The following is a 24,686-nucleotide window of genomic DNA, read 5'->3' on the forward strand; positions in this document are numbered from 1 at the left end:
GGAGCACGGCGGGTGTGAACCAGGTGCGGGCCAGCACGGTGGAGGGATCGCAGGCGGACTTCGAGTCCACAGGGGAGGCATTCAAGGTTGATCAATTGGCCTCGGCGTGGGGCATGGGGTGCGGCCTCGTCTCCGGTGCAGTCTGGTGCTGGAATTTCAGTGGGCCTGGCGATCCGCCCTCACGAAATCCCGGATGGGGACAGCTCAGTCGTGCCCCAACACTCGTGGACGACACGCACGAATTCATTGACTTGGCTGTCATGGGAGGTGCAGTCTGCGCGCTCGACATCCAGCACACCGTGTGGTGTGCGCGCTCGGGAGAGCAGTCGCTGGTGCTTCAGAGTGGGCTGCCATTGATGAGAAGTATCGCCAGCTCACCGGACGGATTTGGGTTCCTTTCGGATGAGTTGTGCGGACTCGCCGAGGCTGACTCTACCGCGTGGTGCTGGGTATACGGGGGAGCCGGCGTACAGTTGCCGAGATCGCCGGCATTCATCAAGCTGTGGATGGACCCTGGAATTGCATGCGGACTTCGGGTCGACTCGACGGCGGCCTGCTGGGGAAGTGGCCCCCTCGGCGACGGAACAACTGGCGCCTCGGATACGGCGGTGGCCGTTAGCGGCGGGCATCGATTCCTGGAGCTCGCGCTCGGGGTGGCGGTCGGGAGCGCGGGGGCGTGTGGCAGGACCACGACTCGCGAGATCTGGTGCTGGGGCTCCAGTGGTTCCTCACCAGATGTATTGACCCCCATTTTCCTCGAGTCTAACTCGTACGGTGTTGGCATGACCGACAATGTCATCGCCAGTTACTCGTTCGGGCAGAGCATGAATCAGTGGTGGTGGCTCGGGGCTACGAAGAGCGTGATGCGAGTCGGCAGGGGACTGGAGGACTTGCCGGTGAAGGGGTTCTCGACGAATAACAGTCCCTCCTGTGTCCATCTTGTTGACCGGCAGGTCTATTGCTGGGACATCATGTGGGATCAGACGTCCCGCATACCGACCGAAACATACTCCCCGGTGCAACCGGTGAGATCGTTGCCGTGACCCGATGCCTCCTCCGTCTGATCAGCAACCCAGCGCTCGGCCTTAGCGTTGCTCTGCTGGTTTCCGCCTGCCACGACCAGCCGACTGAGCCGGCGCCGGCGGAGCTGATCATCGTCCAGGCGCCCTCCACCGTGGGGGCACCGGGATGGGAGCTGATCGATACGCTCATCGTTCGCGCGGTAGATCCGTCGGGGCAGCCGAGGGCGGGGGTCAAGCTGGCGTGGGCGGTCCGGCAGGGCGGGGGGAGCATCGCGCCGACCGCCGAGGCGACTGATGCGGACGGCTACGCGAAGGCGGTGTGGACGCTGGGGAGCACGGCGGGTGTGAACCAGGTCCGGGCGAGCACCCTTGAGGGCTCGCAGGCCGAGTTTGAGTCCACGGGGGAGGCGTTTCGGGTGGATCGACTGGCATCCAATGGAGGAACAGGTTGTGGGCTGGTCAGTGGCGCACTCTGGTGCTGGAACTTCATCACGAATGGTCCGGCGCCATCGCTGCATCCGGGCTCGGGCCGAAGGAGCGACAGCCCCGCGCTGGTCGATGACAGTCACAACTTCGTCGACCTGGCAGTCAGCGGCGTCGCGGTATGCGCGCTCGACTCCCAGCACGCCGTCTGGTGTGCGACCCAGGCCCAGCCGTCCATGACCCTTCAGGGCGGCCTTCCTCCACTGTTCAGCCTGGCCAGCGACGGGGATGCGTGGGACGGAGACGAGTTGTGCGGGCTCGCGGTCAGCGACTCCACGGCATGGTGCTGGAGGGTCGGCCAGACCGGCAGCGCCGTACCGGGGTCGCCGGCCTTCACCAGGCTCTGGTCGTCTCCTTCGCGCACTTGCGGACTTCTGCAGGACTCCACAGCGGCGTGCTGGGGAGCAGCGCCCCTTGGTGATGGCTCGGCGAGTTCTTCCGATTCCGCCGTGGTGGTGAGCGGTGGCCATCGATTCGTAGACCTGGTGGTTGGAAACAGCCTCGCCTGTGGCCGGACGCGCGCGCTGGAGCTCTGGTGCTGGGGTACCCCTGACCTGCTGACGCCGGCGCTGCTCGAGACGGAGTCGTGGGGAGTCGCCACCTGGACCGGCGACATGGCGAGCCTCCGTCCTGATGGTGAGATGTATCGCTGGATTTGGGACGGGGTGCTCCAGTCTGAGCCGGGGTTCGCGACTGGACTGGAGGGGCTCCAGGTCGCCGCGTTTTCCATTAACAATTGCCTTTCCTGCGTTCGTCTCGCCAATGGACAGGTCTACTGCTACGACCTCATGTGGGATTACTCGTCAGACGTACCGCTTCGGCAATACGTGCCGGTGCAGCCGACGAGGCGCGTTCCACACACATCGGTGGTGGTCCAGTGAACCAGTCCGCCAACCGACTGCTCATTGGGGTGCTCTCCCTGTGGGCTTCTGCCGCCTGCAACGACCAGCCGACCGAGCCGGGGCCGGCGGAATTGGTCATCATGCAGGCTCCCTCCACGGTCGGTGCGCCCGGGTGGGAATTGATCGATACGCTCATCGTCCGCGCGGTGGACGCATCGGGCGCTCGCCAAGGGCGGGCGTGGGGGTGACGTGGACGGTGCGCCAGGGCGGGGAAGCATCGCGCCGACCGCCGAGGCCACTGATGCGGACGGCTACGCGAGGGCGGTGTGGACGCTGGGGGCTACCTCCGGTGTGAACCAGGTGCGGGCCAGCACGCTGGAGGGATCGCAGGCGGACTTCGAGTCCACGGGGGAGGCGTTTCGGGTGGATGAGCTGGCCGCCGCGTGGCCGATGGGTTGTGGCTTGATCAACGGTGCCCTGTGGTGCTGGGGCTTTACCTCAGAGGGCGCACCGTCGTCTCGGCATCCGATCTCGGGCCGTTCCAGCGAAAGTCCGGTCCTCGTGGACGATACCCATGCCTTCACGGACTTGGCGGTCATGACAGGCTACGTCTGTGCATTGGACGCTCAACATGCCGTATGGTGTTCGACGGGGGCTGAGCCTTCGATGACGCTTCAGGGCGGGCTCCCTCCGATACGGAGCGTGGTGAGCAACGCAGATGGGTATGAATTGCTTGGCGACCGGCTTTGCGGGCTCGCTCAGGGCGACTCCACCGCATGGTGCTGGCCGGCGGGCGGAACCCCTGTGCAACTGCCAAGTTCGCCGCACTTTGTCCGGCTTTCCGTGGCGCCCTCACGGGCGTGCGGGTTGCGCACCGACTCGACGGCAGTCTGTTGGGGTTCCGGACCCCTCGGCGATGGGTCCAGCAGCGCATCGGATACCGCCGTGGCGGTCGCCGGCGGCCATCGGTTCGTGCAGATCGCGGTTGGGCAGAAATTCGCGTGCGGCCGGACCGTTTCCTTGGAAGTGTGGTGCTGGGGACAAGCGACCCCGGATGTCTTGACACCGATCCTGCTCGAGACGAACGCGTACGGAGTCTCATCCGTCGGCGGTGACGTGGCGACGTTCTCGCCTGGAACTGCTTTGCAGATCTGGACCTGGGGAGGGGCGACGAAACAGTTCCCGCTGGTTTCGAAAGGCCTGGAGGGATTATCTGTGGCAGGATTCGCCGCAAACAACAGCCAGTCTTGCGTTCACCTGGCGGATGGACAGGTCTACTGCTCCGATGTGATGTGGGATCACACAACCTCGGTGCCGTATGACTACTATGTGCCGGTACAGCCCGTGAGAACCATTCCGTAGCTCGAAGCCTCTTCCTTCGTCTAGGGCGACCTAGCCTCAAGCTGGCCCGCGTGATGCGCCTCACCGCTTGGAAGGGCCAGCCGACCGAGCCCGCGCCGGCTGGGCTGGCTGCTGTCGTACCCGCAATGTGCGTCCTGGCTTCGCGCCACCGAAACCACTGAGCTCCAGGAGGGTCTACAGACCCGTATCGCAGACCGGAGCCGCGCCCGCCGCCCTGCTCGCACAGGCCGGCGGACGCCCTGATCACCGATCAGTTGGGCAGGTGACGTGAGATGTGTAGGCCGAATGCGTTGCGGCCCTGTCCTCCCACGATGATGCGCCCCTGACTATCCAGCAGCACCGCGCGCGCGTCGTCCAGGATGCCCTCCAGCAGGTACCCACCCACCGCGAAGCCGGCGTCCAGCACACCATTGGCCGACATCCGCACCACCAGCTGGTCGTAGCGGCCCGCGCCGGTGCGCTGGTAACCAGCAATGACCAGTCGGCCCTGCGCATCCTCCCTCACGTCCTGGAAGCGGTCCGGCAGGCCGAAATCGTACGTCGCATAGCCGCCGGTGCCGAACGACCCGTTGAGCGAGCCGCCGGGATTGAGTCGAATCGCGAGCGCATCGTTGCCGTTGACGCCCACGGCCATGATGTCCCCATCGTTGAGCAGGCGGATCTTGAGCACATTGCTGAGTGGATAGCTGACCAGGCCGCTCGCGCCGAAGGTCGCGTCGCGGGTTCCGGAAGTGGTGTAGCGCCGCAGTTGCGACGCGTTGCCCACCAGGACCCGTCCGTCCGGCTGCACCGCCAGCATCAGGGGCGCCAGCCCGCCATCCTCGAAGACGATGCCTCCGCTACCGAAGGCCGGATCCAGCGTGCCGTCGGCGTTCAGGCGGATGATGCCGACCTGCTCCGTCAGTCCGCCAGCGTGGCCGGCCACGATGATGTCCTGGCTGGCCCCGTCCTGGTAAAATCCGATGCCCGCGGGGCGAGCGCTGTTGCGGGTTCCCCCCACGGCAACCTGGACCACGCCGTTGGTACCGAACGTGCCGTCGAGCGAGCCGTCCGGGTTGAATCGCGCAACGATCCAGGGATAGGGTGTCGTGATGCTGGGGGCGGCTACCACGAGCTTGCCGTCCGCCTGCACACCGAGCGAGGTGGCTCTTCCCCCCATCGCCGCGAGCACGTCCACCTTTCCGCCCGTCCCGAAGGAGGAGACAAGGTTCCCGCTGGCGTCGAACCTGCTGAGATAGGTATCACCCAGGGTCGCGACGTCGTTCCCGACGGGTACCATGTCGAGGAAGTACGCCTGATTCGAGGACTCTGCGATCTTCAGATATCCCAACCCTGCAGGGCCAAACGACGGATCCATCCGACCAACACCCGTGCCGAGGCCGAGCCGGTAGTCCCGTAGCCCCAGTGATTTCACGCTGATCTGGTACGCGCCGGTTGTGGGGAGAGGACCACCAGGTTTTCTGACGACAGCTCCGTGGCTCGAAACGGCAGGGTGCTCCCTTGGGTCGGGGGAACCAGTTGACCGGTAGGACCGGCGACCGTCAGTTCCGCCGGTCAGCTGGCGGCGCCTTAGGTGGACAGACCGACCGCCGCAGCTGCCGACTGGCGGAGCCCGCGACCACGGAGAGTCTGCCCGCCGGCAGCGGACGCTGGATGACCTGTCCCACGGCATCGGCGTGGGGCCGCTCTGGGAGACCGTCGTCTTGGTGCGGACGTTGCTGGACAGGTCGGCGGTTGATACGCCGGCGGGGACCACGATCGTGGCCTCCGCCGAGACCGTCTGTCCCGCGGTCGGGAGCACGGCGACCACGTCCACATCCAGAACCAGTCCGGGTTGCAGCGCCAAGCGGGCAACCGACGCCTCCCGCAATCGGCGAGCAGGCCAGGCTCGAGCGTACATACTGCGCATCGCCGGTGAACAGCAGGCGCAGCACCGCGCCGTCGATGGCCGTGGTGGTGCCCATGGCGATCGCCTGAATCTGATACGTTACCTCGTCCCCGGCGTCGACCGGGTCCGGGCTGTCGGTGAACTGGTCGATGCGCAGGTCGGCGCTGGAGGCGCTCGCGGTCACCGTGGTCTCGAACCTGTTGTTGGCGGGGTTGGGGTCGGATGCCGACGAACCAGGCGAGACCCACACCGTGTACGTCCCCGGACTCTGGGGAACGAACGCCGCTGGCGGGGCCAGCGTGACACTGTCGGCGTCGAGGGTCCCGACGACGCAGACAATCTCCACATCGGCGACGGCCGGCACCGACGTCTGCGTGCACGCCGGGTTCAGTGCTCCTGCCACAGCATCCCCGAAGATCTGGTAGTACACCACCGCGTCGTCGACGGCGTTTGGCCCGAGGTTTTGCAGCGTTGCGCGGTAGGTGACCGACTGGCCGGGGTCGACGGGGTCGGCCGACTCCGACAGGTTGGCGATCGTCAGGTCCGCCGAACCGCCGAAGCCGATGGTGGTCGTCTCTGCCTGGAGATTGTTCGACGGGTCGGGGTCCGTGATGGGGAAGGGGGCGATGATCGTCGCGGTGATCACGAGCTCGTCCACACCGTCGGCGGGGAGCAGCGTGATCGTCATTCCTTCGATCAGGCCTTCCACGAGCGTGCCAGCGGGACAGGTCACGAAGGTCGCGAGTGGTGCACACCCGTCGACGCTTGCCGACACGAAGGTCGCGTTCCCGCCGTGGACAAGCCGGATGAGCGCGCCGTCGACCGGTTGGGCCGCGTGGGCGCTCACGTATTCGACCGTGTAGACGATGGGGACGCCGGCGCCCGCAGGATCGGGTGCGTCGAGGATGCTCTGCATTGCCAGGTCTGCCTGGCGTTCCAGCACCGCGACCGCGAGCTCCTGCCGGTTGTTGGCAGCGTTCGGGTCCGTCGCCAATGACCCGGAGCTGACCCAGACTGTGAAGTCCCCGACCCCCTGTGGAACGAACGACGCGGTCGGAGCTTGCGCTGCGGCGCCGGCCGCCAGGTCGCCGATGATGCACGTAATCTCGACATCGGCGACGAGGGGGGCGCTGGCCACGGTGCACCCCGGAAGCACCGGGCCGGCCACCGCGTTGCCGAACATCGAGTAGACGACCTGGGCCCCCGGCGCCGTGTCGGGCCCGAAGTTCTGCATGGTCGCCGTGAAGCCGACGGGGAGGCCGAGTTCGATCGTGTCGGAAGATGCGACCACCGCGTTGATGGCCAGGTCCGCGTTTAGCGTCGCCGCCACGGCCGTGTATGTCTCCGTAAAGCGGTTGTTGCCCGGGAGAGGGTCCGTGGTCCCGGAGGAGCCCGGGTCAATCCAGACTTCGAACTCCCCTTCCGACTGCGGAACGAACGATGCCGGGGGCGCTTGGTCACTGGCACCGGCTGCGATGGCACCAACCTCACATCGGATCACGACGGTCGCGAAGACCGGCGCTGGGTCCTCCGCACATCCCGCGCTCAGCGTGCCAGCGACCACATCGCCGAACCCCTGGTACAGCACGAACGCATCGGTCACGCTGCCGGGGCCGACGTTGGTGATCGTCGCGGCATAGGTCACCGCTTCGCCGGGCGCCACCTGGTCGGTGGAAGCTCCTGACCGGCTGATGGCAAGATCGGCCTCGATCGTCTCACGGAAGCCGACGAACCCGTAGGAAAAGTGATCGAGCGGCGCCGTGATCGTGTTGGCCACGACATCCACGGTGCCGACCCGGTCATAGGGAATCACCCCGTTGATGAGCCAGACGCCCAAGAGGTGTTCGTCGGTGCCAGGGGGGAGGTCCTCATCCCGGTACCGCAGCGTCACGGTTCCTGATTTCTGGAACCGCAGGCCATCGGGACTGAAGTCCCACAACGTTCCGGGAATCGGACGGATCCCGGCCAGGGTGGGAAGCAGGTCGAGGTTGGCGTCCAGCGAGAGCCCGGTGCTCCCTGGCACGGCGGCCGCGGAATCGGGCCCGCGCGTGGCATCCGGCGCCGCAAACGGCCATCCGAGTTCGGTAATGTGAGCCTGGATCTCTTCAACGGTTGCCGGCGTGATGGTGATCAACACCGGTTCTGTGAGTGCGCCTGCAGGGATATCGAGTATGGCGTTCCCGTCGGCGGAAGTGACGCGGCCTCCGTCTGGGCCGACGGTGCCCGAGGCGCAGGTGGCGATCCGGTAGGTGAAGTACATCGCCCAGTCGCGTCCCGGCGAGATCGGCTCGCCTTCGGCCCAGGACGGCAGGAGGCCGATCTGCGCGAAGGCGGCGATGACGACGTCTCCGTCCGGCAGGTCGGTCAGGGGGATCTGCCAGATGACCGCTTCGGTGCCCCTCGGGTGGCCACTCTTGTAGGGGAAACGCAGGATCTGTGGGAGGCCCCACCGGGACGTGGGGATCTCCGACGCAGACGATCCGGCGAAGAGCGCGGTGGCCAGCACCGAGCGTCCGGTTTCGCCCTGGTACCTGACGTAGAGGTTCGCATCATCGTTGGTGACCTCGACCGAGCCGGTTCGAAGGTCCGGTCCAAGCATCAAGCCGACTTCCGTCGGGATGCCGCAGCCCGCCGCACTGGCGTCTACGATAAGCGGGGAGATCGGCAATCCAGAAAGATCGGGCAACTCGGAGGCGCCGTCGGTTTCCACGGGTGCCGAGGTCGGTTCAGAGCAGGACCCGGCCGCGAATACCAGGAGAATGAGCAGCAAGTTGCGGAGTGCGCGCATGGGATCTCCAGGGAAGTCGTAACAGAAGAGCGCCCTCGTATCGAGGGTGTCAGTCTGTTGAACGCAATCGAGTCCCAGATCCCGCCATGTGCGCCAGACGCCGTCCGAAGCGAGCCATGTCCGTGGCCGCGAAACGGCGTGCCATTTCTTGCAGTTGAGTGGGGGCTACGCGTGAGGGGGGAGGTTCAGGAGGGTGTCCCGGCACCGCAGACTTGGCGCGGCTTCGCTACCCGGTGGGCTCCTGCCCGATCCGCTTCAGGCTCTCGTCCCGGCCGATTACCACCAGCAGGTCGTTGACCGGCTCCGACACCGTGGAGCCCGTGAGCACCACCCGCACCGGCTGCATCAGGTCGCCCAGCTTGGCGCCCTGCGCCTCGGCCAGCGCCTTGACGTCGGCCAGGATCCGCTCCGAGTTCCACTCGCCGGCGGGGATGGCCTGGAGTGCGCCCGCCACCAGCGCCAGGTTGGCGTCGAACGCGGGCCCGAGCTTGGCGGCCAGCTTCTCCCCCTTCTCGTCCCGCACCACCCGGCTGGCGTCGAGCCGGACCGCCACCTGTTCGGCGATGTTGAGGATGGTGCGCGAACGCGCCTTCACCGAGTCGATCAACGGCTTGAGGTCGCGGCCGCCCGTGGCGACACCCATCCGCTCCAACTCGCGCTCGGTCGGCGCCAGGAGTTCGTCGGCGGAGCGCTGCGACAGGTACTGGCCGTTCATCCACTCCAGCTTGGCGGTGTCGAACACTGCCGGCTTCTTCTGGATCCCCTCGAGTGAGAACGCCTCGATCAGCTCGGCCTCCGACATAATTTCCCGGTCGCCACCGGGGCTCCAGCCGAGGAGGGCGAGGAAGTTCCGCATGGCGGCGGGGAAGATCCCCTTGTCCTGGTAATCGCCGACCGCCGTGGCGCCATGGCGCTTCGAGAGCTTCTTGCCGTCGTCGCCCAGGATCATCGGGACGTGGGCAAAGACCGGCGGCTCGTGGCCCAGCGCGCGGTAGAGCGCGATCTGCTTCGGGGTATTGGAGACATGGTCGTCGCCGCGGATCACGTGGGTGATTCGCATCTCGATGTCGTCGGAGACCACCGCGAGGTTATAGATCGGGGTGTGGTCGCTGCGAAGAATGACCAGGTCGTCGAGGTCGTGGCCCTGGAAGCTGATCCGGCCGTGGACCGCGTCGTCCCAGGCAATCTCCCCCTGCGGCATCCGGAACCGGATGGCACTTGGCGCCCCCGCGGCGACGCGTGACGCCACCTCATCGGGGGAAAGGCGACCGCAGCGACCGTCGTAGCGGAAGGCCGTCTTCATGTGCGCCATCGCCTTGCGCTGGGCATCGAGGTCGTCCGTGGTGCAGAAGCAGCGGTACGCCTTCCCCTCGGCCAGCAGCCGCTCGGCGTCGGCCCGGTGGCGGTCGCCGTAGGCCCCCTGGAAGAACGGGCCCTCATCCCACTCGACGCCCAGCCAGCGCAGCCCGTCCAGGATGACCTGGGTGTGCGCCTCGGTGCTCCGCTGCCGGTCGGTATCCTCGATCCGGAGGACGTGGACACCGCCCATCTTGCGGGCGTAGAGCCAGTTGAAGAGGGCGGTGCGGGCGCCGCCGACATGGAGGTAGCCGGTGGGGGAGGGGGCAAAGCGGACGCGGACGGTCATCGGGTCACCATAGAAAAAGGACTGAGGACATTCATCCTCAGTCCTCATTGCCTGCAGCACGGAGCGGGGGGGATTCGAACCCCCGATAGAAGCTTTAGACCCCTATGTCGGTTTAGCAAACCGGTGCCTTCAGCCACTCGGCCACCGCTCCAACGCGCGAGGAAACTGCCACCGGGGAAGGGTTTACGCAACCCCGCCCCCGGTGTGTGACGGGTGGTTCCTGCGGCGTCATATGGGTATCTTGGGAATACCCTGTCAATCACTCATGGAGCCATTGATGCGCCAGTTCCTGCGGGCGACCGGGCTTGCCGTGGCAGTCGGAGCGGTGCTTGCCGCCTGCTATCCCGACCGCGCCAGCCAGCCAAATGTGTACTCGTCGGTCACGACGCTCTACGACACCCTCTTCGCGTTCGATTCCGCCGTCACCTTCTACATGCCGGACAGTGTCGTGCACCTTGGCGGCACCGACAACATCAGCCACGTCTACGACAGTCTGATCATCGCCACGACAGCGGAAAACATGGTGGGCCGCGGATACACCCGGACAGCCGATCCCACCGCGGCCGACCTGACGCTGAATCCCGCCGTGACGGTCAAGAACAACTACGACTACACCATCGATGACTGGTGCGCCATCTGGGCGGACTGGTATCCCTGGATCTGCACCGGCTGGATTCCCGAGTATCCGGGCGACGTGGTCGGCTACACCTACAGCACCGGTACCCTCTTCATCGCGATGGCGGACCTGACCGGTGGCGTGCCGCCGAACCCTGCCCGGCCCCCCGTGGTCTGGCTGGCCGGCATGAACGGTCTGGTCAAGAATGGATCGACCGCTGCAATCGCCAAGGATATCGTCGACGGCATCGACCAGGCCTTCGACCAGTCTCCCTACATCTACCGGGTGAACCGATGATGCCCCGTCTCCGCGTCGCGACGCTCCTCGTCGCCCTCGGCCTGGCCGGGGCCGCTCCCGCCAGTGCCCAGGTGCTCGGCGGCCTGACCTATTCCTGGTCCAAGCCGGTCGGCGACCTCTCGCGCGACTACATCAGCAACGACAGCTGGCTCTCGTTCACCGTCGAAGGTCGGCGCTTCATCAACCCGAATGCGACCGTCGGCGTCTCGCTTGGGTACACCGCCTTCTACGAAACCACGTCCGACCAGATCTTCTTCCCCGGGGCCACCGTGTCGGGGGAACAGTACCGGTCACTCAACGTCTTCCCCCTGCTGGTGACGGCGCACCTGTACAGCAAGGCGGGAGGGAGGATCCAGACCTATATCGGCCTGGGCCTCGGCGTCTACTACATGAAGCAGTTGATGGACATCGGGCCGGGTACGGTCGAGACCTCCAACTGGATCATGGGGTTCGCCCCCGAACTCGGCTTCATCCTGAACAAGGGAGCTGAAACCGAGGTCGCCGTCTTCGGCCGCTATAACTATCCCGCCAATGCCGGCAAGTTCCTGGGCGGCGAGTCGGCGAGCTACCAGTACCTGAGCGTGGGCCTGTCGTTCATGGGACACCGCTAGCACACACTGGTACCCCTGACGGGACGAGGGCGGGGAGGACGACGGGGCCAAGTGCCCCAGCCGTCCCCTCCGCCCTCGTTCATGTCCATCAATGCCAACGGCGTGGGTGAGATTCGAACTCACGGAACCGTTGCCGGTTCGGCGGTTTTCAAGACCGCTGCCTTAAACCACTCGGCCACCACGCCTGTCCTGACAACGGAAGCGGAGCGCCCCTAGTTCCGCTCCCCCTTCATGATGTTCTGCTGCACCATGGTGGAAATCGAGTCGGCCCGCGCCGCCTCGTCCACCAGCCCCTCCGAACGCAGGATCACGCCCGTCTCCCGGTAGATGATGCCGTAGAGCTGCAGGATGGACGATGACGGCACGTCCACCCAGCCGCGCGGGCGATCCCGGGTGGCGCTCTGCCAATGGTAGGTGTCCCACAGCAGCTGCCGGGTGACCGGCACGTCCACGAAGCCGAGCGTCTTGCTGAGGACGATCCCGTTCCCCTCCTGGATCGGCTTCGGCATCAGCTTCCGCACCAGTCCGGTGGTGAGCAGGTACTCGGTCAGGCCGAAGGTGGCGTCGGGGTAGTTGCCGTCGCTCCAGCTAAAGTAGATGGGGCGCTTGCCGAGGTTGTCACGGATCAGCGCCACGGTGGCGATATCCTGCAGCGTCAGGTAGTCCTGCCCGAAGGCCACCACCAGGCTGTCCACCCGGAGCCCCGACCCCTTCTTGACGGCGATGGCCTCGGGCAGGCTGTCCATCTGCGCTTCCGAAAAGCTGCTGAAGACGGAGCCCTCTGGCTGCGGCCACTCGGGCGACGGTGCCTTCGCCGCCGTGGTGTCGGTCAGCGCCATCCCGGTTTCGGCCGGCCCCGGGCGCCAGACGCGCGCCGCCTTGGCGGCGTCGAATTCAGGCGTCGGACGGCGCTGCAGCTGCCGGAGATGCCACCGGGTGTTCATCAGCGAGAGGTTGGCCAGCGTCACGTCCGGCCGGACGCCGAGCACTTCCTGCGCAAACCAGAGCGGGAAGGTGTCGTTGTCGCCGGCCGTGATCAGGATGCCATACGGCTCGATCGATTCAAGCATGTCGATCGCGAGGTCGCGCGCGAGGTACTCGTTGGCGCGCGTGGCCGAGGCGTGGTTGCCGGCCAGCGGAATCAGGGCCACCAGGAAAACGGGCGACGCGTAGAGCCAGCGCTTGGCGTCGGGAACCCGGGCCGTGAGGGAATCGGCGATCCCGCGGTAGAGCGCACCGAGCCCCAGCGCCACCAGGACGCCGAAGTACGAGAACGACCCCATGAAGAAGTAGTCGCGCTCGCGCACCTCGCGGGGCAGGTCCCGGCCAAGGTGCATCGAGAAGCCGTACTTGAAGTTGAGGTAGAAGACCAGGGCCACGGTCAGGGTGCCGAACATGGCGAGCGCGGCGAAGCCGGCGCGCTTGTCACGCCGGATCAGCTCCCAGAGGCCGTAGAGCCCGAGCATGCCGAACAGCGCCGCGGCGGCGCCGGCGGCGTTGCCCCAGTCGCGGGCGAACTGCCACCGGAAGTACTGCAGGTAGTTCCCGTACTGCGAGAGGAGGTCGGCCTGCCGGTCCATGACCGGGGGCTTGGCGTACTGCACCCGGTTGATGACGTCCATCAGCGCCTTGCTGAAGAAGCCGACCGGCTCTCCCTCGTTGATCGGCGGGAACATCCCGGCCCGGATCGGGAGGAAGAGATAGTTGAGCGACACGCCCACGACGATGGCGGTGATGACGCCGACCACGACCCAGGGCCGCGTGATGACCTTCCAGTCGGTCCAGAGGATGTAGATGGCCACCGCGGGGGCTGCGAGGAGCCCCATCAGGTGGTTGGTGGTGGAGAGGGCCAGGATATAGGCGATCAGGATGACCCAGCGGTCGCGATGCGGACCGGGCTTGTCGTCGCCCCAGTGCACCGCGAGCCAGGTGACCAGTGCCATCGAGAGCAGGGACGCGGTGTACACCTTCTCGTTCACGGCCGACTGGTTCCAGACGGTCCACGAGGTGGCGGAGACCAGCGTGCCGGCGGCGGCGGCAAGGAGGCGACCCCAGCGGACCGGGACGATCTCGCGGAGCCAGCGCTCGGCGATCAGGAACCAGAGTGCGGCCGCCGCGGCGCTTGTGAACGCCGCGAAGAGGTTGATCCGCTTCGCATACTCGCCCGCCAGCGGCAGGAGACCCCAGGTATGGGCCAGGATCACGAAGAGCGGATTCCCCGGCGGGTGGGGAATGCCGAGCACCTTCGCCGCGGCGATGTATTCGGAGGTGTCCCAGAACGCCGTGGTCGGCGCCAGGGTGATGAAGTAGATGCCGAAGACCGCCAGCCCGACCAGGGCGGCCCAGCGGTATGGGGTCGCGGGTTTGCTGTTCGTCACGAAGTCTCCGTTAGTGCCTGAACTGCCGCGATCCGGTGAGGACCATGGCGATGCCACGCTGGTCGGCGGCGGCGATCACGTCGTCGTCCTTGACCGAACCGCCGGGCTGGATGATGGCGGTGATGCCCGCCTCGGCCGCCGCCTCGACGCCGTCGGGGAAGGGGAAGAACCCGTCGCTGGCGAGGACGGCACCGCGCGGGTCGTGCCCCTGCTGCCGCGCCTTGTGCACCGCCAGGAAGGAGGCGTCGACCCGGCTCATCTGGCCGGCGCCGATGCCGATGGCCGCCTCGCCGCGTGCCAGCATGATGCCGTTCGACTTGACCGAGGCGACGCCGGCCCAGGCGAAGCGGAGGTCGCTCCACTCCTGTTCGGTCGGGTGCCGCACCGTCGGCACCCGCCACGCTTCCTCGGAGTGGTCGAAGCGGAAGCGGTCCTGGACCAGGAACCCGCCGCGCACGCACTTGTAGTCCAGCCCCTGTTCGCCGTGGCTGACCGGCAGCTCCACCACGCGCAGGTTCTTCTTCGCCGAGAGGACCTTCAGCGCCTCGTCGTGAAACGAGGGCGCCACGATCACCTCGAGAAACATCTCGACCATCTCCTCGGCGGTGGCCTTGTCCACCACCGTGTTGAACGCCACCACGCCGCCGAAGGCCGACTGGGGGTCGGTCGCCCGCGCCCGGCGCCACGCCTCGAGCGCCGAGCTGGAGACGGCCAGCCCGCAGGGGGTCGTGTGCTTGATGACGGCGCAGGCCGGTCGGTTGGTCCAGGGCGCCACGGCCGCCATCGCGCCGTCGAGGTCGAGGATGTTGTTGAAGGAGAGTTCCTTCCCCTGGCGCTGCTTGAGGTCCCGGATGCCGCGCGGCTCCTCGGTCACATAGAGCGCCGCCCGCTGGTTCGGGTTCTCGCCGTACCGCAGCGACGCCATTCGCTCCAGCGACCCGCCGAGCCGGGCGGGAAGTCCTTCTTCCCGCGGCGTCAGGTACCCGGCGATCGCCGTGTCATAGTCCGCAGTGTGCGCGAAGACCTTGGCCGCGTACGCCTGCCGGATCTCGATCGGCACCTCGCCGGCGCGGAGGAGCGCCAGCACTTCGGGGTAGTCGGAGGGCTCGACAACCGGGAGGACGAATTCGTGGTTCTTGGCCGCGGAGCGGAGCATCGACGGGCCGCCGATGTCGATGTTCTCGATCGCGTCCTCGAACGACACATCCGGCTGGGAAATCGTGGCACGGAAGGGATAGAGATTGACCGCCACGAGGTCGATCGGCGTGATCTCGTGCTCGGCCATGGCCCGCTGGTGGACGGGGTTGTCGCGCCGTCCGAGCAGGCCGCCGTGCACCATCGGATGGAGCGTCTTGACCCGGCCATCGAGCATCTCGGGGAACTTCGTGATCGACTCCACCGACTGCACCGGCACCCCCGCGGCCTTCAGCGCCGCCGCCGTCCCGCCGGTCGAGATGATGTCCCAGCCCATCTGGACCAGGCCCTGGGCGAATGCGACGACGCCCCGCTTGTCACTGACAGAAAGCAATGCCCTCGGCATGGTACTCCCAGGTAGAATCCGACTGCTGAGTCACTCCACGTTCGACATCGGGACCGGCCGGCCCGCCCGGGCCGCCGCCAGCACGGCCGCCGGCAAGAGGCGGTGCTCCTCGGCCAGCACCCGCGCCGCCAGCGCGGCAGGGGTGTCTCCCGGCAGCACCGGCACCCGGCGCTGCGCCAGGATAGCGCCCCGATCATACACCTCGTCCACCAGGTGCACCGTCGGTCCGGACTCCGTGGCGCCACTGGCGATGACCGCCTCGTGCACCCGCTTCCCGTACATGCCCGGCCCGCCGAAGGCGGGGAGCAGGGCAGGGTGGACGTTGACGATGCGACCGGCGTACTTCTGCACGACCCCGGGCGGTACCAGTTTCAGGTAGCCGGCGAGTACCACGAGATCGACATCCCGCCGGCCGAGCCGGGTGATCCACTCAGACGCATCGGCTGGGTCGGCCAGCACCTCGGCAGGGATGCCTGCCTGTCGGGCCCGTTCAAGGCCGCCCGCGTCTGCCCGGTTGCTGAGCACCAGAACGACCCGCGCCGGCTCCTCGCCTTGGAGTCGGTCGAGGAGCGCCTGCAGGTTGCTGCCCCCGCCCGAGACACAGACCGCCACGCGATACGACATAACCCTGAAAAGTAAGGGGGCGACCCCTCACTCCCTAGGGGCCGCCCGGGGCCCCATCGTCCCCAGGATGTGGTCCACCGCCGCGGCTAGATCGGCCACGATGGTGAACCCGGCTGCGAGCGCCTCCGCCTCGTGCTTTCGCCCTGCTCCCGTCCGCACCAGGAGGCCCTGCCCGCCGAGTTCGCGCACCGGTTCGAGATCCGACACCCGGTCCCCGGCGCCCCAACTCGCCCCCAGATCGAGCCCCCACTCCTGCGCGGCCCGCCGATAGAGCAGCGTGCCCGGCTTGCGACACGCACAGGGCCCGCCGACGGCGGGATAGTGGGGGCAGTGATAGGTGGCGTCGAGCCGGGCGCCGGCCTCGGCGAATCGCGTGGTGACGGCTCGCTCCACCGCCTCATACTCCGCAGGGGTGATCAGCCCCCGGGCGATTCCCGACTGGTTGGTGACGACGATGACGGCGATGCCCGCCGCGTTCAGGCGCGCCACCGCGGCCGGGGCCCCCGGCAGGAGCTCCACCGTGGCGGGATCGCGCTGGAAGCCGGGATCGTTGACGAGGGTACCGTCACGATCCAGGAAGGCAGCGGGCCGACGGTTGGGCAGGGTGGCAGGGAGGCCGGGAGGCAGGGGGTCGGTCATTCTGTGATCGCCCTGGCAACAGCCTCAGCCACGATCGGGTGACAGTCTTTGGGCAACGTCCTCGGATCGAGGACGACCGTGCCGCTTTCCACCCGGGCCACGACCGGCGGGTCGCCGAGTCGGAGGGCGAGCGCCAGGGCGTCGGCGCCGCGCGGGCCTGGATCCAGCACCACCAGCGTCGTCGGCAGGGTGGCCGAGGGGAAGGAGCCACCGCCAGTCACTGACATTCCGTCGGTGAGGCGGGGAAGCGGGGAAGCGGGGAGGGCTGCCGCGATGGTGTCCGCGAGGCGCTGTGCCCGGAGTTGCAACTCATCGCTCGACAGCGTCAGCATCCGCAGGACCGGGATCTCGCGGAGCGCGAGTGCAGGGTCGCGATAGAGTTCGAGCGTCGCCTCGAGCGCGGCGAAGGTCATCTTGTCGGCCCGTGCCGCGCGCGCGAGTGGATTGGCGCGGCACCGCGACAGGAGGTCCGCCCGTCCCACCATGCACCCCGCCTGGGGGCCGCCGAGCAGCTTGTCGCCGGAGAAGATGACCAGGTCCGCCCCGTCGGCCACGGCGTCCGGCACCCGCGGCTCGGTGCTCAATCCGAACCGGGATAGGTCGGCCAGCAATCCGCTGCCGATGTCGTGGAGCATGGGCAGCCCATGTTCCCGCGCCAGTCCGGCGAGATCCGCGGCGGCGGGCTCGTGGACGAACCCCGATTGCGAAAAATTCGACCGATGAACCTTCAAGATGGCCCCGGTGCCGGGTCCCAGCGCGCGCCGATAGTCGTCGAGGTGGGTGCGGTTGGTGGTGCCTACTTCGACCAGTCGTGCACCGCTCCGGGCGAGGATGTCTGGAATCCGGAAAGAACCGCCGATTTCCACCAGCTCGCCGCGGGAAATGACGACTTCCATCCCCGCCGCGACGGTGTTGAGGGCCACCACCAGGGCCGCTGCGGCGTTGTTCACCACCAGTGCATCGTCTGCGCCGGTCAGTTCGGCAAGCAGTCGGCGGCCGTGATCGGTGCGGTGGCCGCGCACCCCGGCCTCGAGGTCGAACTCCAGCGCGCTGTAACCCGAGGCGACCGCCGTGACGGCCTCTACGGCGGCACGGGCCAGGGGCGCGCGCCCGAGGTTGGTATGCAGCACGACGCCGGTGGCATTGAGCACCGGGCGCAACGACCGGCGGCCGATGCGGTCGGCGCGCTCGGCCACGTCTGCCGCCCAGTCCTCCGGCACGTCGGACCGGCCGCGTCGAGCCACCGCCACTGCTTCACGAGCGGCCGCGACCACGACGCTGCGGGGAATGGTGTCGAGCAGGCGGCTGATCGCCGGCTCCTGCAGCAGCCGGTCCACGGACGGCAGATGGCGTCGCGGATCGTCGATCATCGGCTCGGCGGTGTCGGCGGCACCGAATCGCTCTTCGGCACCGGCGGTCGGGTGGAGTCCGGCGGGGTCGGCGTCGAGTCGGCAGCGGCCCTGGCCGAATCGGACGGCGCGACGGTGGTGTCGGCCTTTGCTTCCGGCACTTCCAGCGGTCCGCGAATGTCCGCGGCCGCGCCGTTCGCGTTGCGGATAGAGTCCACCTCGATCACGTAGGTGGAGCCGGGCTTCCATGCCTCTGCCACGCGCAACAGCAAGGCGGTATTGAGCGGCGTTCGCGCCGGCTTGGTGCTGTCCCCGACCACCGGGAGGGGCGGCTTGGCGGCGCCCTGCTTCGGCGGGGCGGCGTTCGAGTCGGGTGGCGGCGGTGGTGGGCGATACACCGAATCGTGCTCCCCCCTCGGGAGCAGCGAGAGCACTTCGACCGCGACAGAATCGGGGAGGAGGAGCACGCGGACCGACCCCGGTGCAAACCGCTGCGTCGGGTCGAGCGGCTGCGTGAAGGTGAGCGACGCGGAGAGTGAGTCCGTCACCGCCGCCTTCGAAAGGCGTGGTCCAATCGAGTCATGCGGAAACACCCACAGCTCCGGTACCGCGGTGCTGTCCCTCGGCATCGGTGCGGAGTCCCATGCTTCGCGGCGGTCGAACCGCGCGTTCTTGTTCTGGTCGATGGCGCCGTAGACGATGTAGTCGCCGGACGGCAGCGGTCCGAAGTCGAACTTCCCCGCGCTGTCCGTGATCATCCGGTAGCGCAGGCTGTCCGGCAGCAGGAGGGCAACCACGAGCGACTGGGGCGCCGGGCGCGCCGTCGTCCAGTCCCACACCTGTCCGGTGAGGTGCAGCTCGGGGAGCGGCGCGCCGGTGGTGAAGGTGACGATCCGCGTGCTGTCGTAGCGGTTGCGCCGGAGGTCCATGACACCGGGCAGGAGCTGGACACGATAGACGGTGTTGGGTTGCCAGCCTTCCGCCGGCCGCACCGTCACGCGGCTCCGCTTCCACCGCACCTTCGGGACGCGGTCGCTCGGCGAGAGAATGACGAGCTTCTCGAGGTCGCCGGTGCCGAGACCCATGTTCGGGTTCCCGCCCTCGGAGACGGTCTCGTTGAAGAGAAACTCGACGTCTCCAGAGAAATCGGGCAGGACGGCGAGGGAGTCGGGGACGGTCGCGACCAGCCCTGGCGGAGTTCGGTCAGGCGGGCCGCCCGGCGGGGGCTCCATCTTGGCGCATGCCGCAATGGCCAGCGCCAGGATCGCTCCCGCCAGGCGACGGGCGTTCATCCGCAGCCCAGCCGTCGGCGGTTGTCGGCAAGGGCGTCGGCCTGCGCCAGCCAGGTCGCGAGCTTCTGACGTTCTCCCTCGACCACGGCGGCGGGGGCGCGCGCTACGAACTGCGCGTTGCCGAGCTTTTTCTCCTGGGCCATGACCAGCTGCCGGAGGTGCGCCTCTTCCTTGGCCAGCCGCGTGCACTCCCGCTCCCGGTCGGCGGCGCTCAGCTCAATGGACACCTCGACGCCACCGGGAAGGACGGCGGTCTTGCGGCCGGCGTCGCCGGTGGGTCCGGCGGTGCGGACGGACACGTGGTCGAGGCGCACCCTGCCCAGCCGCGCGATCATTTCCAATTGCGGTTCCAGTCGATCGGCGGCGCGACGCGACCCGGTGGTCAAGGCACCTTCCGCCTTCTCACCAGGGCGCACACCGGCGTCGGCGCAGAGCTGGCGGAAGCTGGTCACGATCTGCTGCACTTCGGCAAACCCTGCGAGGGCTTCGTCATCGGTGGCGCGGTCGTCGGGGCGGGGCCACGGTGCGACGGAGATCGAGGCGTTGGCGTCCCGGCCGGGGAGCCGCTTCCCGAGGGTCTCCGTTACGAACGGCATGACGGGGTGCAGCAGGCGCAGCGCCACGTCGAAGGTCTGGGCAAGCACCGCGCGCGCCACATCGCCGCCCGGTTGCTGGCCGTAGAGCCGCGGCTTGGCCTGTTCGATGTACCAGTCGGCCAGGTCGCTCCAGAGGAAGTGGTACACCGCCGCGGCGGCGTCGTTGAGGCGGAAGCGCTCGAACGCTTCCGTCGCGGTGCGCACCGTGGCGTCGCAGCGGGCGATGATCCACCGGTCGGGCAGGGTCAGCTCGTCCCGGCGACCACGTCGGCATGGGGTCCGGCCAGCGGGCGGGTGGGGCCGTCCAGCGTACCCAGCGCAAAGCGGCCGGCGTTCCAGAGCTTGTTGGCGAAGTTCCGGCCGGCCGCGAACGACGACTCGAGGTCGGCGGGGTCGAGGATGAGGTCGGTGCCGACCGCCATGCCGGAGATGACCGTGTAGCGGAGCGCGTCGGCGCCGTAGCGCTCGATCACTTCCAGCGGGTCGATCCCGTTGCCCAGCGACTTCGACATCTTGCGGTGCTGGGTGTCGCGGACCGTGCCGTGCAGGTACACGGTGTGGAACGGCACCTTCCCCTGGAATTCCAGCCCCGCCATGATCATCCGCGCCACCCAGAAGAAGAGGATTTCCGGGGCGGTGACCAGCGTGTCGCCGGGATAGAACCGCTTCAGGTCCGCGGTCTGCTCGGGCCAGCCGAGACTCGAGAAAGGCACCAGCCAGGAGGAGAACCAGGTGTCGAGGACGTCCTCGTCCTGTCGGACGGCACCGCCGCAGCCGGGGCAGGCGGTCAGGTCGGTGCGGGAGACGCTGATCTGCTCGCACCCGGGGGCGTCGCAATACCAGACCGGGATCCGGTGGCCCCACCAGAGCTGACGGGAGATGCACCAGTCGCGGATGCCCTCCATCCACTGCGCGTACTCGGTGCCGCGGCGCTCGGGAATGAAGCGGACGTCGCCCGTCTTGTACGCCTGGAGGGCGGGGGCCGCGAGCGGCGCCATGCGCACGAACCACTGCTCCGACAGCCGCGGTTCGACCACGGTCCCGCACCGATAGCAGTGCCCGACGGCGTGATGGTGGTCCTCGATCTTGTCGAGGAGGCCCAGCGCCTCGAACTCCCGCACCACCGCCTTCCGCGCCGCTTCGCGTGTCAGCCCCTGGAACCGCGCCGGCGCATTTTCATTGATGTGCGCGTCGGGCGTCAGGATGTTGAGGGCTTCGAGGCCGTGCCGTTTCCCGATCTCGAAGTCGAGCGGGTCGTGCGCCGGCGTCACCTTGACCGCGCCGGTGCCGAAGGCGGGGTCGATTTCGTCGTCGGCGATGATCGGGATGTCCCGGTCCACCAGGGGGAGCCGGATGGTGCTGCCGATCAGGCCCGCGTACCGGGTGTCGGAGGGATGCACCGCCACGGCGGTGTCGCCGAGCATCGTCTCTGGACGCGTGGTGGCCACGGTCAGGTGCCGGCCGTCACTGAGCGGATAACGGAGGTGCCAGAGCTTGCCGTCCTCCTCTTCCTTTTCCGCCTCCTCGTTGGAGAGGGCGGTCAGGCAGCGGGGGCACCAGTTGATGATGTAGTTGCCGCGGTAGATGAGGTCCTTCTCGTACAACCGCACGAAGACCTCGCGCACGGCGCGCGAGAGCCCCTCGTCGAGGGTGAAATAGGTCCGGCTCCAGTCGCAACTGGAGCCGATCGCCTTCAGCTGCTCGAGGATCGTGGCACCGGTCGTGTCCACGTGCTCCCACACGCGCGCCACGAAGGCCTCGCGGCCGAGATCGAACCGGGTCTTTCCTTCGGCGGTGAGGACCCGCTCGACCACGTTTTGCGTGGCGATGCCGGCGTGGTCGGTGCCCGGCAGCCAGAGCACGTCCCGTCCCCGCATCCGTTCGAACCGGATGACCGCATCCTGGATGGTGTTGTTCAGCCCGTGCCCCATGTGCAGCTGCGCGGTCACGTTGGGCGGTGGCATCATGATCACGTAGGGCGTGCCATCGCCACGCGGGGCGAAGAGCCCCGCGTCGGACCACCAGCGGTAGAGTGCCTGCTCGATGTCGCCGGGCTGGTATTGCGGAGCGAGGTCCGTGGTCATGCCGACCGTCCTTCGAGGGTCAGCTCGACAGGGGCGAGGACGTCGTCCTCGCCGTGCACGAGGATGCTGTTGATGATGTCGACGAGACCGGGGGTCTGGGCGGCGATCCGGACGGCCTGCGCCCGCGTCCGGCGGTCGGGCACCCAGCCGGTCAGCTCGACGGTCCCGCGCGTGACGGGGGCAGCGTGCAGCCCATGCTCAGCGAGCGTGGGGTCGGCCTGCAGGGCGGACTGGACCGCTGCGGCGAGGGCCACACTGGACACCCGGCCAGGCGCGCGGAACGCCCGGACCTCGTCGCTGATCCGGCCCCGCGTCACACGACCCAGCCAGCCGGCGGCCCAGAGCCCGCCAACCAGTCCCGCCCCGAATCCGACCATCGGCCAGCCCAGCGTTTCCGCCGTGCTCAGACGCTCCCGCTTCACGCGCGTGCTCCTTGTGCAAATATTGGCTAAGACGCGTTAAGTTAACATGTTCGCGGGTGATCTCGCAGGTATCGTTTCCCCTCATTCCCGGGGTGTCTCATGGCCGACGAACGCTCCAGGATTCCCGGTGGCGAACTGGGCCGCTGGCTCTTCGTTGTGGTCCTCCTGCTCGTCGGGATTGCCCTCTATTTCCGCTATGCTCCCCACGCTGACCCGATCGTGACGCCGACCATGCAGGACACCACACCATGACGCAGATCCGCCTGACCCTGCCCGACAACTCCGTGCGCGAAGTGCCCGCGGGCACCACGAGCCGTGAGGTAGCGCAGATGATTGGCCCGGGGCTGGCCAAGGCCGCGCTGGCCGCGCGCGTCGACGGCGTCATCTGGGATCTCGACCGCCCCATCGACCGGGACGCCGCCTTTGCCGTCCTGACCGACCGCGATGCCGCTTCGCTTGAAATGCTGCGGCACAGCACGGCCCACATCATGGCCACCGCCGTGCGTGAACTCTTTCCCGGCGCCGGCATCGGGTTCGGCCCGCCGATCGAGGACGGCTTCTACTACGACTTCGACGTGCCCCGCCCGTTTACACCCGAGGACCTCGCCGCCATCGAGCAGAAGATGGCCGAGGTGGTGGAGCGGGACTATCCCTTCCGCCGCGAGGTGGTGGATCGAGCCGAGGCCAACCGGCGCTTTGCCGACGATCCGCTCAAGCTTGAGCGGATCAGCGAACTCGGCGACGACGAGGTCATCACGGTCTACACCGACGGGCCGTTCCAGGACCTCTGTCGCGGGCCGCATATCCCATCCACCGGCCGGCTGAAGCATTTCAAGCTCCTGCACGGGGCCGGCGCCTACTGGCGCGGCGATGAGCGTCGCCAGATGCTGCAGCGGATCTACGGGACCGCCTGGTTCAAGAAGGAAGACCTTGCCGCCTACCTGCACCGGCTGGAGGAGGCGCGCAAGCGCGATCACCGCCGGCTCGGCAAGGAACTCGATCTCTTCCTGTTTCACCCCTCGTCGCCGGGGTCTGCCTTCTGGACCGACCGGGGGACGACGATCTACCGCGAGGTCAACGATTACATCCGGGAGTTGCAGCAGGCCGCCGACTACCAGGAGATCAAGACCCCGATCCTGTACAACAAGATTCTCTGGGAGCGCTCGGGTCACTGGGGCAAGTATCGCGAGAACATGTTCATGGTCCTCGACAACGAGTCGGGGGAGCACGACTACTCCATGAAGCCGATGAACTGCCCCAGCCACCACCTGCTCTACGGGCTGCGCAAGCATTCCTACCGCGAACTGCCGGTCCGCTATGCCACCTTCGACGTGCTGCACCGGAACGAGCTGACCGGCGCACTCTCCGGGTTGACGCGCGTCCGCCAGTTCCAGCAGGACGACTGCCACATCTACCTCCGGCCCGACCAGGTGCCGGCGGAGGTCCGGGCGCTCACGAAGATGATCCTCGAGGTGTATGCCACCTTCGGGCTCACGGCGACCCTCAAGTTTGCCACCCGGCCTGAACAGCGGATCGGCGACGACGCGATGTGGGACCGCGCGGAGGCCGACCTGCGCGCGGCGCTCGAGGCGACCGGCCTGCCATACGAGCTCAAGGAAGGGGACGGCGCCTTCTACGGGCCCAAGATCGACTTCGACGTGTCGGACTCGATCGGCCGGAAGTGGCAGCTGGGCACGATCCAGCTCGACTACGCCGCGCCCGAACGGTTTGATCTCGGCTACGTCGGCGAGGACAACGCCGAGCACCGCCCGGTGGTCATCCATCGCGCCATGTGCGGCTCGTTCGAGCGGTTCATCGCGATTCTCATCGAGCACTTTGCCGGGGCGTTCCCGCTCTGGCTTTCACCCGAGCAGGTCCGGGTGCTCCCGATCTCCGATGAGCAGGCCGACGCGGCGGCGAAGGTCGTGGCTCGCCTCCGGGCAGCGGGCGTGCGTGCCACGCTTGGCGCCGGCAACTCCACCCTGAACTACCGGATCCGCGAAGGCGAGGTCGGCAAGGTGCCCTACATGGCGGTGGTCGGGCAGCGCGAGGCCGAGGCGGACACGGTGGCCATCCGGGTGCGCGGGGCGGGGAATAAGCAGGAAGTGATTCCGGTGGAGGAGTTCGTGGCGCGGGTCACCGAGGAGATTCGGTCCCGGGCCCTCGGCACCGTGATCTAGGTCGTCACCTCGCGAAGGTCCTTTTCGG

Annotated in this window: 20 protein-coding genes and 2 tRNA genes; 8 read left to right on the plus strand and 14 right to left on the minus strand. The window is 67.7% G+C overall.

The window, feature by feature from the left end:
• The 4 genes from R2910_06100 to R2910_06115 all read left to right on the plus strand — a co-directional run.
• On the plus strand, positions 1–1,043 hold a 1,043-nt coding region (locus tag R2910_06100), incomplete at its 5' end, for a hypothetical protein (protein ID MEZ4412538.1).
• Positions 1,040–2,386: a hypothetical protein gene (locus R2910_06105; protein MEZ4412539.1), complete on the plus strand. Its 1,347-nt coding sequence runs from the start codon at positions 1,040–1,042 to the stop codon at positions 2,384–2,386. The genes R2910_06100 and R2910_06105, both read left to right, overlap by 4 nt.
• Positions 2,383–2,595 carry a hypothetical protein gene (locus R2910_06110; GenBank protein MEZ4412540.1) on the plus strand — a complete coding sequence of 71 codons (213 nt, stop codon included), beginning with the start codon at positions 2,383–2,385 and terminating at the stop codon, positions 2,593–2,595. Before R2910_06105 ends, R2910_06110 begins: the two co-directional genes overlap by 4 nt.
• 697 nt (positions 2,596–3,292) lie before the next feature.
• On the plus strand, positions 3,293–3,709 hold the full coding sequence (locus tag R2910_06115; GenBank protein ID MEZ4412541.1) for a hypothetical protein: 417 nt from the start codon (positions 3,293–3,295) through the stop codon (positions 3,707–3,709).
• 250 nt (positions 3,710–3,959) lie between these two features.
• Here the strand turns inward: R2910_06115 and R2910_06120 are convergent, their stop codons facing one another.
• The 4 genes from R2910_06120 to R2910_06135 form a co-directional block, all read right to left on the minus strand.
• Positions 3,960–5,123 (minus strand): hypothetical protein, encoded by a 1,164-nt coding sequence (locus R2910_06120; protein MEZ4412542.1) that lies wholly within the window; start codon positions 5,121–5,123, stop codon positions 3,960–3,962.
• A 127-nt stretch (positions 5,124–5,250) separates the two neighbouring features.
• Positions 5,251–8,385, minus strand: coding sequence for a hypothetical protein (locus tag R2910_06125; protein MEZ4412543.1), 3,135 nt, complete (start codon positions 8,383–8,385; stop codon positions 5,251–5,253).
• Between the two features lie 226 nt (positions 8,386–8,611).
• A complete protein-coding gene (gene gltX / locus R2910_06130; GenBank protein MEZ4412544.1) occupies positions 8,612–10,030 on the minus strand; it encodes a glutamate--tRNA ligase in 1,419 nt (472 codons plus the stop codon).
• A 59-nt stretch (positions 10,031–10,089) separates the two neighbouring features.
• A tRNA-Ser gene (locus tag R2910_06135) sits at positions 10,090–10,181 on the minus strand.
• Positions 10,182–10,307: 126 nt separating this feature from the next.
• Here R2910_06135 and R2910_06140 point away from each other — a divergent pair.
• Positions 10,308–10,943: a DUF4136 domain-containing protein gene (locus R2910_06140; protein MEZ4412545.1), complete on the plus strand. Its 636-nt coding sequence runs from the start codon at positions 10,308–10,310 to the stop codon at positions 10,941–10,943.
• Positions 10,940–11,554, plus strand: coding sequence for an outer membrane beta-barrel protein (locus R2910_06145; protein MEZ4412546.1), 615 nt, complete (start codon positions 10,940–10,942; stop codon positions 11,552–11,554). Before R2910_06140 ends, R2910_06145 begins: the two co-directional genes overlap by 4 nt.
• Positions 11,555–11,652: 98 nt before the next feature.
• On the opposite strand, the gene R2910_06150 is transcribed toward R2910_06145, so the two are convergent.
• From R2910_06150 to R2910_06195, 10 genes are all read right to left on the minus strand, one after another.
• A tRNA-Ser gene (locus tag R2910_06150) sits at positions 11,653–11,739 on the minus strand.
• A 27-nt stretch (positions 11,740–11,766) separates the two neighbouring features.
• Entirely contained in the window at positions 11,767–13,932 is a 2,166-nt protein-coding gene (locus R2910_06155; protein ID MEZ4412547.1) for a DUF2723 domain-containing protein, read from the minus strand.
• 10 nt (positions 13,933–13,942) lie between these two features.
• On the minus strand, positions 13,943–15,472 hold the full coding sequence (gene purH, locus R2910_06160) for a bifunctional phosphoribosylaminoimidazolecarboxamide formyltransferase/IMP cyclohydrolase (protein MEZ4412548.1): 1,530 nt from the start codon (positions 15,470–15,472) through the stop codon (positions 13,943–13,945).
• A 30-nt stretch (positions 15,473–15,502) separates the two neighbouring features.
• Positions 15,503–16,096, minus strand: a complete 594-nt coding sequence (gene purN / locus R2910_06165) for a phosphoribosylglycinamide formyltransferase (GenBank protein ID MEZ4412549.1) — start codon at positions 16,094–16,096, stop codon at positions 15,503–15,505.
• Between the two features lie 27 nt (positions 16,097–16,123).
• Positions 16,124–16,735 (minus strand): HAD family hydrolase, encoded by a 612-nt coding sequence (locus R2910_06170; protein ID MEZ4412550.1) that lies wholly within the window; start codon positions 16,733–16,735, stop codon positions 16,124–16,126.
• The gene (gene selA / locus R2910_06175) at positions 16,732–18,105 is read right to left on the minus strand and encodes an L-seryl-tRNA(Sec) selenium transferase (GenBank protein ID MEZ4412551.1); all 1,374 of its coding nucleotides are present in this window, start codon (positions 18,103–18,105) and stop codon (positions 16,732–16,734) included. The genes R2910_06170 and selA overlap by 4 nt, the downstream gene beginning before the upstream one ends.
• Positions 18,102–19,376, minus strand: coding sequence for an Ig-like domain-containing protein (locus R2910_06180; protein ID MEZ4412552.1), 1,275 nt, complete (start codon positions 19,374–19,376; stop codon positions 18,102–18,104). The genes selA and R2910_06180 overlap by 4 nt, the downstream gene beginning before the upstream one ends.
• Positions 19,373–20,311, minus strand: coding sequence for a class I tRNA ligase family protein (locus tag R2910_06185; GenBank protein ID MEZ4412553.1), 939 nt, complete (start codon positions 20,309–20,311; stop codon positions 19,373–19,375). Before R2910_06185 ends, R2910_06180 begins: the two co-directional genes overlap by 4 nt.
• Positions 20,218–22,056, minus strand: coding sequence for a valine--tRNA ligase (locus tag R2910_06190; GenBank protein MEZ4412554.1), 1,839 nt, complete (start codon positions 22,054–22,056; stop codon positions 20,218–20,220). Before R2910_06190 ends, R2910_06185 begins: the two co-directional genes overlap by 94 nt.
• Entirely contained in the window at positions 22,053–22,478 is a 426-nt protein-coding gene (locus R2910_06195) for a BON domain-containing protein (GenBank protein MEZ4412555.1), read from the minus strand. Before R2910_06195 ends, R2910_06190 begins: the two co-directional genes overlap by 4 nt.
• Positions 22,479–22,577: 99 nt before the next feature.
• On the opposite strand from R2910_06195, the gene R2910_06200 reads away from it, so the two are divergent.
• Entirely contained in the window at positions 22,578–22,730 is a 153-nt protein-coding gene (locus R2910_06200; protein ID MEZ4412556.1) for a hypothetical protein, read from the plus strand.
• A complete protein-coding gene (gene thrS / locus R2910_06205; protein MEZ4412557.1) occupies positions 22,727–24,658 on the plus strand; it encodes a threonine--tRNA ligase in 1,932 nt (643 codons plus the stop codon). Before R2910_06200 ends, thrS begins: the two co-directional genes overlap by 4 nt.
• The last annotated feature ends 28 nt before the right edge of the window (positions 24,659–24,686 follow it).

This window comes from Gemmatimonadales bacterium (assembly GCA_041390145.1).
Taxonomy (GTDB): domain Bacteria; phylum Gemmatimonadota; class Gemmatimonadetes; order Gemmatimonadales; family GWC2-71-9; genus SPDF01.